The sequence below is a fragment of the Desulfocurvibacter africanus subsp. africanus DSM 2603 genome (assembly GCF_000422545.1).
GTDB lineage: Bacteria > Desulfobacterota > Desulfovibrionia > Desulfovibrionales > Desulfovibrionaceae > Desulfocurvibacter > Desulfocurvibacter africanus.
Genome location: NZ_AULZ01000016.1, coordinates 104,095 through 117,005 on the forward strand (window position 1 = coordinate 104,095; position 12,911 = coordinate 117,005).

9 protein-coding genes and 2 rRNA genes are annotated in these 12,911 nt (G+C 62.7%); 5 read left to right on the forward strand and 6 right to left on the reverse strand.

The features are described from left to right. Nucleotides 1-140: 140 nt before the first annotated feature. Both H585_RS0112230 and H585_RS23065 read left to right on the forward strand, forming a co-directional pair. Nucleotides 141-2,315 carry a malate synthase G gene (locus tag H585_RS0112230; RefSeq protein WP_027368032.1) on the forward strand — a complete coding sequence of 725 codons (2,175 nt, stop codon included), beginning with the start codon at nucleotides 141-143 and terminating at the stop codon, nucleotides 2,313-2,315. Nucleotides 2,316-2,380: 65 nt separating this feature from the next. Further along, complete coding sequence (locus H585_RS23065; RefSeq protein ID WP_138708186.1) at nucleotides 2,381-2,851, forward strand: HNH endonuclease; 471 nt, start codon at nucleotides 2,381-2,383, stop codon at nucleotides 2,849-2,851. Nucleotides 2,852-3,001: 150 nt separating this feature from the next. On the opposite strand, the gene cysQ is transcribed toward H585_RS23065, so the two are convergent. Further along, a complete protein-coding gene (cysQ, locus tag H585_RS0112235; protein ID WP_034627933.1) occupies nucleotides 3,002-3,769 on the reverse strand; it encodes a 3'(2'),5'-bisphosphate nucleotidase CysQ in 768 nt (255 codons plus the stop codon). Further along, nucleotides 3,757-4,377: a hypothetical protein gene (locus tag H585_RS0112240; protein ID WP_244432533.1), complete on the reverse strand. Its 621-nt coding sequence runs from the start codon at nucleotides 4,375-4,377 to the stop codon at nucleotides 3,757-3,759. The genes cysQ and H585_RS0112240 overlap by 13 nt, the downstream gene beginning before the upstream one ends. 251 nt (nucleotides 4,378-4,628) lie before the next feature. Between H585_RS0112240 and H585_RS0112245 the strand changes: the two genes are divergently transcribed. The 3 genes from H585_RS0112245 (at nucleotide 4,629) to H585_RS0112255 (ending at nucleotide 7,562) form a co-directional block, all read left to right on the forward strand. Continuing rightward, complete coding sequence (locus tag H585_RS0112245) at nucleotides 4,629-6,356, forward strand: aldehyde ferredoxin oxidoreductase family protein (RefSeq protein WP_014259812.1); 1,728 nt, start codon at nucleotides 4,629-4,631, stop codon at nucleotides 6,354-6,356. Nucleotides 6,357-6,492: 136 nt separating this feature from the next. Beyond that, complete coding sequence (locus tag H585_RS0112250; protein ID WP_027368035.1) at nucleotides 6,493-6,720, forward strand: MoaD/ThiS family protein; 228 nt, start codon at nucleotides 6,493-6,495, stop codon at nucleotides 6,718-6,720. A 2-nt stretch (nucleotides 6,721-6,722) separates the two neighbouring features. Further along, the gene (locus tag H585_RS0112255; protein ID WP_027368036.1) at nucleotides 6,723-7,562 is read left to right on the forward strand and encodes a HesA/MoeB/ThiF family protein; all 840 of its coding nucleotides are present in this window, start codon (nucleotides 6,723-6,725) and stop codon (nucleotides 7,560-7,562) included. Between the two features lie 9 nt (nucleotides 7,563-7,571). Here H585_RS0112255 and H585_RS0112260 read toward each other — a convergent pair whose 3' ends face one another. The 4 genes from H585_RS0112260 to H585_RS0112275 form a co-directional block, all read right to left on the reverse strand. Next, nucleotides 7,572-10,190 carry an EAL domain-containing protein gene (locus H585_RS0112260; RefSeq protein ID WP_244432534.1) on the reverse strand — a complete coding sequence of 873 codons (2,619 nt, stop codon included), beginning with the start codon at nucleotides 10,188-10,190 and terminating at the stop codon, nucleotides 7,572-7,574. Between the two features lie 102 nt (nucleotides 10,191-10,292). After that, on the reverse strand, nucleotides 10,293-11,843 hold the full coding sequence (locus H585_RS0112265; RefSeq protein WP_027368038.1) for an ATP-binding cassette domain-containing protein: 1,551 nt from the start codon (nucleotides 11,841-11,843) through the stop codon (nucleotides 10,293-10,295). A 612-nt stretch (nucleotides 11,844-12,455) separates the two neighbouring features. Further along, a 5S ribosomal RNA gene (gene rrf, locus H585_RS0112270) occupies nucleotides 12,456-12,570 on the reverse strand. A gap of 50 nt (nucleotides 12,571-12,620) precedes the next feature. Further along, nucleotides 12,621-12,911 (reverse strand): 23S ribosomal RNA (locus tag H585_RS0112275); the annotation flags it as partial.

Sequence of the window (12,911 nt, forward strand, 5' to 3'; positions counted from 1 at the left end):
CTTCCCGATTCTCCTCTTTCTTGCCAACCCGTGCGCAATCCTGAAAGGCTTGCCTCCTGCACAAGTTTGAGTCATTCATGGGACTTGGTCGTACTAGAAATCCCCCAACGTGGCGCTCGGCCACAGTCAGGAGGTCATGCATGAGCCAGAGAGTGCAGGCAGGCAGGCTCGCGGTTTCCAAGCCGCTATACGACACCATCGCCGCAATCGCTCCGGGAACCGGCATCTCGGCGGAGGCGTTCTGGAGCGCCCTGGAGCAAATCGTCGTCGACATGGGACCGCGCAACAAGGAGTTGCTGGATAAGCGGCAGGTGTTGCAGGACAAGATCGACGCCTGGCACAAGGAGCACAAGGCCCACGACCACGCGGCCTACAAGCGCTTCCTCCTGGACATCGGCTACCTGCTGCCCGAGGGCGACAACTTCAGCATCACGACCGCCAACGTTGACGACGAGATCGCCCGCATTGCCGGGCCGCAGCTCGTGGTGCCCATCACCAACGAACGCTACGCCCTCAACGCGGCCAACTCACGCTGGGGCAGCCTGTACGACGCGCTGTACGGCACGGACGTCATCCCGCAGGAAGGCGCGGCCACCAAGCGCGGCTATGATCCCGAGCGCGGCAAGCAGGTCATGCGCCGCGCAGGCGAGTTCCTGGATGCGGCCGCGCCGCTGGCCATGGGCAGCCATGCCCAGGCCGTGCGCTACGGCCTGGAGGACGCGGGCGGCCGCAAGAGCCTCGTTGTCGAATTGCAGGGCGGCGAGCGCGTGGGCCTAAAGAAGTCGGAGCAGTTCGCCGGTTATGCAGGCGGGAGCGAGCCGTCGCTTATCCTGCTCAAGAACCACGGGTTGCATATCGAGCTGCACATCGACCGCAAGGACACCATCGGCAAGGACCATCCGGCCGGGGTCAAGGACGTGGTGCTGGAAGCCGCGCTGACCACCATCCTGGACTGCGAGGACTCCGTGGCCGTGGTGGACGGCGCGGACAAGGCCCAGGCCTACCGAAACCTGCTCGGGCTGTTCCGGGGCGATTTGCAGGCGCGCTTCGAGAAGGGCGGCACGTTCGTCACGCGCACCCTGCAACCGGACCGCACCTACACCGCGCCTAACGGCTCCGCGCTGACCCTGCACGGCCGCAGCCTCATGCTCGTGCGCACGGTCGGCCTGCTCATGACCACGCCAGCCGTGCTCCTGGACAACAAGGAAATCCCCGAGAACATGCTCGACACGCTGGCCACGGCCTTCATCGGCCAGCACGACCTCAAGGGCACGGGCCCGCTCAAGAACAGCCGCGCTGGCAGCATATACATGGTCCGGCCCAAGATGCACGGCCCCGAGGAGGTCGCCTTCGCCTGCGAGCTGTTCACGCGCGTGGAGCAGGCCCTGGGCATCGCCAAGGGCACCCTCAAGATCGGCGTCATGGACGAGGAGCGGCGCACCTCGGTCAACCTCAAGGAGTGCATCCGCCAGGCCAAGGACCGCATCATCTTCATCAACACCGGCTTCCTGGACCGCACGGGCGACGAGATCCACACGGACATGGAGGCCGGGCCCATGGTGCGCAAGAACGACATGAAGGCCCAGGCGTGGATGCCCGCGTACGAGGACCTGAACGTGGACGTCGGCCTGGAGGCGGGCTTCTCGGGCAAGGCCCAGGTCGGCAAGGGCATGTGGGCCAAGCCCGACCGCATGCGCGAGATGCTGGAGGTCAAGATCGGCCACCCGCTGTCCGGCGCAAACTGCGCCTGGGTGCCCTCGCCCACCGCCGCCACGCTGCACGCCACGCACTACCATCAGGTGGATGTGTTCGCGCGCCAGAAGGAGTTGGCCGGCAAGCGCCGGGGCAGCCTGGATGACCTGCTGACCCTGCCGGTCATGAAGGGCGACAGGCCGTCGGCCAAAGACATCCAGGAAGAGCTGGACCTCAACGCGCAGTCCATCCTGGGCTACGTCGTGCGCTGGGTCGAGCAGGGCATCGGCTGCTCCAAGGTGCCGGACCTGACCAACGTGGGCCTCATGGAGGATCGCGCCACGCTGAGGATTTCGAGTCAGGCTATCGCCAACTGGCTGCACCACGGCATCTGCACGAAAGAGCAGGTGCTGGAGACGCTCAAGCGCATGGCCAAGGTCGTGGACGGGCAGAACGCGGGTGACGCGATGTACCGGCCCATGGCGAAGGATTATGAGGGTAGCGTGGCGTTCCAGGCGGCGTGCGATCTGGTTTTTAAAGGCAGGGAACAGCCGAGCGGATATACCGAGCCGATATTGCATGCGCGGCGGTTGGAGGCGAAGAGGAAGTTTGGGTTAACGTAGAGTAAAGACGAGTACTACGACGGGAGAGGGGCACAAGCCCCTCTCCCGTCATCAAAGGCTTCAAAATGGTCTACAAATCTATGTTTCGAATGCCTACCCCCGTAAATATCACAGGGAGATCCTCAAGCATTACCAATGCATTTATTAACTCAATTATTCCCGTCATCCAACCGTCTGAAGATCAAATAAAAGAGGCTTTGGATATCTTAGGAATGACCCCTGAAACATTTCAATGTGCTTACTGCGGGAATGCCTCTACTGAATGGGACCATCTACGCCCCCTTGTAATGAATAAAAGGCCTACAGGTTTTATTTCCGAAATATGCAATCTTATTCCCTCTTGTGGAAAATGCAACCAATCAAAAGGAAACAAGGAATGGAGAACATGGATTTACAGCAGCGCCAAACATTCACCAGCCAAACGTAACATTAATGACTTGGAAGCAAGAGTAAAAAGGCTCGAAGCTTATGAAAAGTGGGGTAAGCCAATACAAGTTGATTTCGAAGTTCTTATTGGTCCGGATTATTGGGCGTAGCACTGGGAAAATCATAACCAGATGCACAGATTTATGCGATCTTCTCAGGAGCTTGCCACCCTCATCAACCAAAAGATAAAAGGTTTTCACACTAAGCTATAGAATGCTAGAATCTTTTCAGCAGCCACATGCCCTATACGCACTTACTCCTTACGCCCGCGCAACGAACCCCGGATTCTTCAAGTTCTCTTTGTTGTAGAGGAACGGCCCCCCGTCCAACCCCGTCATACTCCCACCCGCGCCCAGCACGAGCGCATGCCCGGCGGCGGTGTCCCATTCGTACGTCAGGTTGAAGCGCGGATACAAATCCGCCTTGCCTTCGGCCAGAACGCAGAACTTGAGCGCGCTGCCAACCTCAACGCGCTGCCTCACGTGCAGCGTGGCCAGATACGCATCCATGTCCGGGCTCTTGTGCGAGACGCTCTCCAGCACAACATGCCCTTGGCCCGGCTCGGGCTTGCGCGTGCGGATGGGCGTTTCCCGGCCGTCCTCCACGCGGAACGCGCCGATGTCCGGCCCGCCCCAGTAGAGCAGGCCCTGCACGGGCACGCCGATGATGCCCAGGACCGGGCGCTGGTGCTCCGCCAGGGCGATGTTGACCGTGAACTGGCCGTTGCGCTTGACGAATTCCTTGGTGCCGTCCAGCGGGTCCACCACGAACATGCGCGGCCAGTGCCTGCGCACATTGTAGGGCAGGTGGCGGCCTTCCTCGGATAGGATGGGGATGTCCGGGAATCGTTCGGTCAGCACGGCCTTGATGGCCGCGTGGGCCGCCTTGTCCGCCTCTGTCAGCGGCGAATCGTCGGCCTTGCATTCCACCCCGAATTGCGTGCCGTACACGCGCAGGATCTCCCTGCCCGCTGCCTGCGCGGCCTCGATGAAAGCCGCTTTGAGACTGTCCAGCGCTATTTCTGCCATGCCACCTGTACCATGACACGTCCGGGCAGGCTTTCCAAGGCCGAGGGGAGATCGGCGGGCGCGATTTCCCGGCCGTCCAGCTCGGCGTGATGCACGAGATGCACGAGCCCCGGCTTTTCCAGCGCGCATTCGTGCAGCAGCGCGGCCACGTCCACGGCCTGCATGATCGCGCCACGGGCAAGCATCGGCTCCACCAGGTCTTCGGCCACGAAATTGAAGAGCTTAAGCGTGATTTCGCCCTCGCTGCCTTCAGCGGTACAGCCCTTGTCGCCCTTCCAGCCGATCTCGCCGCGGAAGTGGCAGAACGGGCTGGCCCGATTCAGGGTGATGCCCACCAAGCCGGGCATGCCGCCGCCCAGGCTGAGCGTCTGGCCTTCGTAAAGCTTGGGCGTGTCGATATCGTCCAGCGGGCTGTTGTCCAGGAATACGGAACGAATGCGCTGATCCACGTACTCCGGGTCCACGCCAAGATCGGTGCATATGCTTTGGCGCACGCTGCAGCCCAGCGTCAGGCGAATGCCCACCCCGCGACGGAAAAGCGCCCGCCACGGCCGATCGAAGTTTTGTCCGGCCCGGAGCGTCAGAAGCGGAAAATTGCTGTCGCGCATGAGTTCCCTCTCTTTCTGTGTGATACCGAGCTTTTGGTTAACCATACACTGCTCCACGGCCAAGGGAAAGACCTGCCGGAAGCCATGCCGGCAATGTAACGGTTATGTCATGAAAGACATAGTAATGAATTATGCCATCACAGACATAGCAATGGCACTTTTCTTTGACACGCATATTCTAGTGTGTCTATAAAACCAACATCGTGAATAGAAGCTCACTTGACGCTTCCAACAATACAAGGAGCGAAACAATGCCTAAGATCCTACGTATCAACACTCGCACCCGCGAGTATCGCCTGGAAGACATGGGTCCGTACCTGGGCCTTGGTGGACGCGCCCTTACGTCCCGCCTGGTGCTCAATGAAGTCCCGGCCACATGTCATCCGCTGTCCAAGGAAAACAAGCTGGTCATCGCCACGGGCATTCTGTCCGGCACCCGCGCGGCCAGCTCAGGCCGTATTTCGGTGGGCGCCAAGTCCCCGCTGACCCTGGGCATCAAGGAAGCCAATTCCGGCGGCCAGTTCTCCCAGAAGATGGCCAAGATGGACATTATCGGCATCGTGCTGGAGGACCAGCCCGAAGCTGACGCTCCCCTGGTCACAATCGCCATCACCAAGGACGGCATCGCCTTCCACGACGCCTCCCAGTTCACCTTCACCCGCACCTACGCCACGGCCGAAGCCCTGCAGAAGCAGTTCGGCGACAAGTCCGCGGCCATGCTCATCGGCCCTGCCGGCGAGACCTTGCGCCAGAGCGCTTCCATCCAGTTCACCGATACCAAGTACCGCCCGGCGCGCGCCGCCGGACGCGGCGGCATGGGCGCGGTCATGGGCTCCAAGCGGGTCAAGGCCATCGTTGTCGATGATACCGGCGCCGCGGGCGTAACCTATGCCGACGACGAAGCATTCAAGACGGCCTCCAAGCGCTGGGCCGAGATCCTGCGCGGCCACGCCGTCACCGGCCAGGGCCTGCCCGGCTACGGTACGGCCATCCTGGTCAACGTGATCAACGAGGCCGGCGCGCTGCCGACCAAGAACTTCCGCGACGGCCGCTTCCAGTGGGCCGCCGACGTATCCGGCGAGAAGATGACCGAGCTCATGGAGAAGCGCGGCGGCAAGGTCCGCGAGGGCTGCCACACCGGCTGCGCCATCCAGTGCTCGCAGACCTTCGTGGACGAGAAGGGCAAGTACCTGACCTCCGGCCTGGAGTACGAGACCGTCTGGGCTCTGGGACCCAACTCCATGATCAAGGAAATCGATGAGATCGCCAAGATGGACCACATCTGCGACGACATCGGCCTGGATACCATCGAAATGGGCAACACCGTTGCCGTGGCCATGGACGGCGGCCTGTTGCCCTGGGGCGACGCCAAGGCCGCCCAGGAGCTGCTCAACCGCGTGGCCGATCCCAAGGATCCGCTGGGCCGCATCGTCGGCAACGGCACGGCCTTCATGGCCGAGGCCTACGGCGTGACCCGCGTGCCCGTGGTCAAGCGCCAGGCCCTGCCCGCCTATGACCCGCGCGCGGTCAAGGGCGTGGGCGTAACCTACGCCACCACCCCGATGGGCGCGGACCACACCGCCGGCTACGCTGTCTGTCAGAACGTGCTCAAGTGCGGCGGCGACGTGAACCCCCACAACAAGGCCGGTCAGGTCGAGACCTCCAAGGCCCTGCAGATCGCCACGGCGGCCATCGACGCCTCGGGCCTGTGCCTGTTCGTGGCCTTCGCCGTGCTTGACACGCCCGACGGCATGCAGACCATCTGCGACATGATCACCGCTCGCACCGGCCAGAAGACCACGCCCGACGACGTGGCCGCCCTGGGCACGAGCATCCTGAAGGACGAGTACGAGTTCAACCGCCGCGCCGGCTTCAGCGCCGCCGACGACCAACTGCCCGACTTCTTCAAGGAGCCCCTGGCCCCGCACAACGTGAGCTGGGACTTCACCGTGGAAGAGTTGCAGGGCGCCAAGGCCTAAGCTCGACGCATCCGCCTCATCGCTCGAATCAAAGGCCCTTTCTCGCGAAAGGGCCTTTTTCTTAGCCCCTGCATAAGCGCATGCGGGCTTCAGTTTAACGGCGAATCAGGCTATATAAGGTCAAAAGGACATCTCCATGCATATCGAACTCAAATGCTTTGCCACCCTGTCCCGCTACACGCCCCCCGGCGCGGAAAGGTACGAGCTGCCCGACGGCGCTACCGTGGGTGAGATCATGACACGTTTAGGGCTGGCCCAAGAGGATGTGAAGCTCATCTTCGTCAACGGGGTCAAAGCCGAGTTGGACACACGCCTCAAGGATGGCGACCGTCTGGGGCTCTTCCCGGCCGTGGGCGGAGGCTAGCCGTGCAGGACATCGCCGGACGGGTGGCCGAGTGCGCCCGCGACGAACGGCTGCCAGCCGGCGGCACGGGCCGCGTGCTGCCCCTGGCGGCCGAGGCCTGGCTGGCCCAGGATCTGGGCATTTCGCGCCGCGAGGTGCAGATGGCCGCCCTGCTCCAGGGCATCATGCCCAGGCGCTACCTGCGCAACCAGGGCAACCTGAGCGTGGAGGGCCAACTTCGGCTGCTGGCCTCGCGCGCGGCCATGGTCGGGCTGGGCGGCCTGGGCGGCCATGTGCTGGAGATTCTGGCGCGCATGGGCGTGGGCTGCATCCGCGCCGCCGACGCCGATGTCTTCGAGGAGCACAACCTGAACCGCCAGCTCCTGTCCACCCAGGCCACGCTGGGCATGCCCAAGGCGGAAGCCGCCGTTCTGCGCGTGCACGACCTGAATCCGGCCGTGACCGTCGAGGCGCTGCAGGACTATTTGATCGAGGAAACCCTGCCCAAATTCCTGGACGGCGCGCAACTGGCCCTGGATTGTCTGGGCGGGCTGGCCAGCCGCCTGGCCTTGCAGCGCGCCGCGGCAATGGCGGGCATTCCGCTGATCACCGGGGCCATGGCCGGCCTTACCGGCTATGTGGCCGTGGTCCGGCCGGGGCAGCCAGGTCCGGCCGAGTTCCTGGGCCAGGGTTCATCCGCCGAGGACACTCTAGGCACACCGGCCCAGAGCGTGGCCGTAGTGGCTTCGCTCTTGGCCGCCGAGGCTGTCCGGCTGCTCACGGGCAAGCCTTCGCCGCTGGCGGGCGGAATGCTGCTGATTGATCTGGCGGAAATGCGCTTCGAAAGGGTCAGCCTGGGGTAGGAGCGAAGCTCAACAGCCCGAGTCCGCCAGACTAGCCGGCCTGGCGAAGAGATATCCCTGGCCCAGGCTGCAGCCCAGCGATGTCAGGCGGCTCACGTGCTTCGAGCTCTCCACGCCTTCGGCCACCACTTCCAGCCCCAGGCTGTTGCCCAAAGTGATGATGGTCTGCACCAGGCGCACGGCCGTGGGCGAGGACTGCTCCAGCGGCGCCACGAAGGCCTTGTCGATCTTAAGCACGTCGATGGGGAAGCGGCTCAGGTAGGACAGCGATGAATAGCCCGTGCCGAAATCGTCCACGCTGATCTTGATGCCCAGGTTCTTGAGCCGGCTCAGGATGCGCGAGACATTCTCCGGGTCCTGCATGAGCATGCTTTCGGTTATCTCCAGGCGCAGCCGCTCGGCCGGCATGCCCGTCTGGCGCAGGATGGACTTGACCCGCGAATAGATCTCCGGATCGCGGAACTGCTTGCCCGAAATATTCACGGACAGGCTCAGCTCGTGGCTATTCGGGGCGCACAATCGACCGAAGTCCAGGCAGGCGCGCTCCAGGGCCCAGTAGCCCATGGGCACGATGAGCCCGGTCTCCTCTGCCAGGGGAATGAACTCGTCGGGCGGCACGATGCCCTCGCCCTTGCGATTCCAGCGGATGAGCGCCTCGTAGCCGCGCTTTTCGCCGCTGACCAGCTCCACGATGGGCTGGTAGTGCATCACGAACTCCTGGTTGTCCAGGGCCGTGCGCAGGCTCGATTCCAGGAGCATGCGGCGCATGGCGTGGTCGTGCATGCGGCCGTCGAAGACCTGACAGTTCTCATTGGCCTCGACTTTGGCGCGCTGCATGGCCAGGCTCGCATCGCGCAGGTAATCCTCGGCCCGAGCGTACTCCGCTCGGCCGAAGACCACGCCCACGCTGGCCGAGGTGGTCACCTGGCGGCCCATGACCTGGAAGGGAGTGCGTAGCCGCTCCTGCACCCGGCGCACGAAGCTGCGCACGAAATCCTCCACCTGCGGGTGCTCCACGAGCACGCCGAAGTCGTCGCCGCCCAATCTGGCTACCACGCCGTTGTCGCCCAGGCTGTCCTGGAGCATGCGCGCGATGATGATGAGCATGGCGTCGCCGAACAGATGGCCCAGGCTGTCGTTGACCACCTTGAAACGATTCAGGTCAAGGAAGAGCACGGCGAAATCATAACGGTCGACATGCTTGCCACGGCGGATGGCGTCGCCGACGCGCGTGAGCAGCCGGCGGCGGTTGGACAGGCCCGTGAGGTGGTCGTGGTTGGCCTGGTACACGAGCTGCTGGCGTGTACGGTTCTGTTCGGTGACGTCCTGGTAGATGCCGAACACCGCCTCCTGCCGCTGGCCCACGTAGACGGGCGTGCCGATGATGGACACGTCGAGCGTGCGGCCGTCGGCCGTGCGCCGCTTGGACTCGGCGAAAACCAGTTGACCGTCCTGCGTCTGCCTGGAGATGCCCGTGGCCTCGTCCGTCAGCTCCGGAGGCACGATAAGCGAATTGATGCTCCGGCCTTGGGACTCCTCGCGGCCGAAGCCGAACAGCCGCTCGAAGGCGTTGTTCACGGCCATGACTCGATCCTGCGGGTCCACGAGCACAGTGGCCAGGGGGATTCTCTCAAAAAGCTGCTCGAAATAGGCTTTCTGCAGATCGCGCTGAAAGAGGGCATCCTTGAGTTCGGATACATCGCGCATGGACACGATGCTCAGACTGGTGCCCGGAATGAGGCTCGCCGTGACCATGACGTGACGCACCTCGCCCGCGGAATCCACCAGCCTCGTTTCATAGGCGCTGGGCGCCGACGACTTTTGGGCGAGGCGGGTGCGGTGATAGGACATAGTGCGTTCGAGGTCGTCGGGATGACAGAAGTCCATCCAGCTCATGCGGCCTTGCACCGATTCCCTTGGCAGGTGCACGAGCTTTTCGAACTCGGTGTTGATGTGCACGATGGTCATGTCTGCTGCGACGATCATGGCCGCAGTACCGGTGTTCTCGAGTATGGCGCGGAAACTGCCCTCGATGCTCGGCGCCGGTGACTCGTTTCCGGCTTGGCTGTCATCCACGGCCACGCTGGCTTCCACGCCCTGCTGCAGGATGAAACAGACCATGTCGGCCATCACATCCGCCAGTCGGCGCTGTTCGTCGCCAAGATCCGGTCCGTTGCGCCTGGCCGCGCAGAACAACCCGTGCACTTGGCCCTGGCAGATGAGCGGAGCGCACAGCAGCGGCCCCGAGGGTTCGGCTCCCATGAGCTTGGCAAGCATGCCATATTGGCGATCGTCAACGCTGACGGAGCGGCATCCAGGCGTAGAAAATTGGGTCAGCACGCTCTTGGCGGCCGACTCTGTCAGCGACCCGGACCGGTCGCCCTTGCCGGGATACGGGTAGGCGGCCTTGAGCGTTCCGGCCTCGTCCAACAGACAGACCGCGGACCAATCCGCATGCAGTGCCGCGGCCATGCGAGCCGGCATGCTTTCCAGGAATAAGGCGCACTCCACGCCCTTCCGCGGGTGAACTGGTAGAATTTCGTCCAGAATGCTCCAGACCTCGCAATGGTTCCGGCCGGAGGCCTCCATCGCTTGCTGATTGTTCGGCTTCACGTTGCTACGTGCCATGATGAATATCGGTGAAGAGGCAGAAGGTTTCGGCCAGCCCAATGGCCATCCACAGGCCATTATGGCCGTTGCCTCGATGTCGGTTCCGAGGTCGCATGCCAGTTACCCCAATCCGCAGCCGGAGAAAAGGGCTTTCTGGCCTTTAGCTCGACCAGCCAGGAGCCGCCCGGCCTCCAGCCGGAGTTGTCCGTCGAGCTTGCGGGGCAGGTCCTGCTCATGGTGCGAAACGATGACCAGGGCCACGCCAGCCGTGCGCAAGCCTTCCAGAAAGATGCGCACTTCCTCTCGCGAAGCAAGGTCCAGCCCGCTCAAAGGTTCGTCCAGGAGCAGGGCGAGCGGCCGATGAACCATGGCCCGCAGGATCATGAGCTTGCGACGCTGGCCGAAGGACATGCTCTCCAGGCGCCGGCCGGCAAGCTCCTGCAGGCCCGACCCGTTCAGCAGATCCTTGGCCGCAGCCTCCTCCTCTTCCTCGGGAGGAGCATACAGGCCCACGGAGCCGCGCAATCCGGAGATCACCGTCTCCAGTCCCGTGGCCTGTGGATCGTAACAGGCCTGCAGCTCTGCGGATACATAGCCCACCTCGCGTCGCACCTGCCATAGGTCGTGGGGCTCAGATTGCCCGTGGCGCAGCACCTCGCCTCCGGGCATGGGATACAGATCGCCGGCCAGCAGCTTGAGCAGCGTGGATTTGCCTGCGCCATTTGGCCCCACCAGACCCCACTGCTCTCCGGGTCGCAAAGCGAAGTTTGCCTTGCGCAGAACGAGCCGTCCCGCGAAGGACACCGAGGCATTGCGCAGCTCTACTATTGGAACTGCTGGCTGCACAGGCCCATCGTCCCGAGCCGCTTCGGCAGCAGGCGCGCAAGGCCAAGCGGAATCGTGGCCAGCGTATGCATCCAGGGCCCTTGCCAGCTCGCCGGCAAAGACGACCCGACCTTGTTCAAGCAGCAGGCCCATACGCAGACCCGCCACGATCTCCTCCGATCGATGCGTGGCCTGAACAACACTGACGCCCTGGGCCGCAATCTCGGCCACCAGCCGTATGGCCACGGCCCGCCGTTCGGTGTCCAGGCCGTCGAAGGCCTCGTCCAAGAAAAGCACCTGCGGCCGGGCCACGAGGCCGCGCACGAGCAGAACCGCCTTGGCCTGTCCTTCGGACATAACCGCCATGGACCGCTCCAGAAGCTCCTCCAGGTCTAGGGCCTGGAACAGGCCCTCGACACGAGCCACATGCTCCACAGCCACGGGCCCGGCCAGGAAACGGCTGCTCCACAGCCCCGTGAGAGCGCATTCGCGGCCGGTCAACGGGAACTCCAGCCGTCGATACTCCTCGGCCAGCTCGGCCGAAACCAGGGCAGTATGCTCGCGGAATCCGATCGGGCTGGCGCTTGGGCCATCTTCGCTGAAAAATAGGCGACAATCCGGATTAACCGGCCACACATCGCCGCGCAGGAGCTTGAGCAGGGTGGACTTGCCCGCGCCGTTGCCGCCCAGTACGACCCAGCCCTGTCCAGCGCGAAGGGTCAGGCGCACATCCGTTAATATGTCGCAGCCGGTCATGCGCACCGTGCAGCCGTCCAGACACACGAGTGGATGTTCGGCTTCACCGCCGCAACGCTGCGCCATTTCTTGCGGCGTAATAGCTATCATATGGACCTCAACTAAGGGTATCTGCAGAGTATATTGACCTTGAAATAACTAAGGACTTGGTTGTTTGAACAGATAATCAACCATCTGTGTGGAGCCTGTCCGCTCTGGATGATCATGTATCTCGCGCGGCGCACTTCTTCGCCGCGAGAAGTGTCAATACATCCGAACTGGCGCGTTGCCGTCAAGCGATTGATGCGGCAACTGGCATTGTAGAAACCGACAACTCGTCAGCCCACGCAACGCCTAGCCACGTCCTCGCAAATACGCAGGTAGACCCCTCGTACTTGCTCATTCGCTCAAAAACCGAGGCCTGCACTCCTAATCGCAAATATCTATAGGAGGCCATGTAAGGTTTCCCGCCCGCCCGCTCGCCTTCGGGGAATGGCTGGGGCTGGAGAGGTGGGCTGAGAAACTTTTAGCAGCCTCCGTAGTAACGCAGCTAACGTGTCGTGTGTCCCAGCCCTTGCCGCTGCGGGGCGGACGGAGCGAGTGGCGTGTTTGGCGGTCCGGCGGGCCGAAGCCCAGGGGTACAATCGTAAGCCTGTGTTCGGCCCCGCAAACGCGGCAAGGCCCCGAAGCGGTGAGCTTCGGGGCCTTGCTGTGGAAGAAAAAACCTGGCGGCGACCTACTTTCCCAGGAGTGGACTCCAAGTATCATCGGCGAGGGTGGTCTTAACTGCCGAGTTCGGAATGGGATCGGGTGTGGCCCCACCTCTATGGCCGCCAGGAAATTTGGCAAATATATAGTGATTAGGTGGAGACGAAAGGAATTTTTTAGCGAATTAAGACGAACGACCAATTAGTACCGGTCAGCTGAGCATGTTGCCATGTTTACACCTCCGGCCTATCAACCTGGTGGTCTACCAGGGGTCTTCAGGGAGAATTTATCTTGAGGCAGGTTTCCCGCTTAGATGCTTTCAGCGGTTATCCTTGCCGAACATAGCTACCCTGCGGTGCCGCTGGCGCGACAACAGGCACACTAGAGGTTCGTCCATCCCGGTCCTCTCGTACTAGGGACAGGCCCTCTCAATTCTCCTACGCCCACAGAGGATAGGGACCAAACTGTCTC

Coding starts and splice junctions, on each gene's coding strand:
- H585_RS0112245 (WP_014259812.1), top strand. CDS start 4,629: ATGCCTAAGATCCTACGTATCAACACTCGCACCCGCGAGTATCGCCTG.
- H585_RS0112260 (WP_244432534.1), bottom strand. CDS start 10,190: ATGGCACGTAGCAACGTGAAGCCGAACAATCAGCAAGCGATGGAGGCC.
- H585_RS23065 (WP_138708186.1), top strand. CDS start 2,381: ATGGTCTACAAATCTATGTTTCGAATGCCTACCCCCGTAAATATCACA.
- H585_RS0112250 (WP_027368035.1), top strand. CDS start 6,493: ATGCATATCGAACTCAAATGCTTTGCCACCCTGTCCCGCTACACGCCC.
- H585_RS0112265 (WP_027368038.1), bottom strand. CDS start 11,843: ATGATAGCTATTACGCCGCAAGAAATGGCGCAGCGTTGCGGCGGTGAA.
- cysQ (WP_034627933.1), bottom strand. CDS start 3,769: ATGGCAGAAATAGCGCTGGACAGTCTCAAAGCGGCTTTCATCGAGGCC.
- H585_RS0112230 (WP_027368032.1), top strand. CDS start 141: ATGAGCCAGAGAGTGCAGGCAGGCAGGCTCGCGGTTTCCAAGCCGCTA.
- H585_RS0112240 (WP_244432533.1), bottom strand. CDS start 4,377: ATGCGCGACAGCAATTTTCCGCTTCTGACGCTCCGGGCCGGACAAAAC.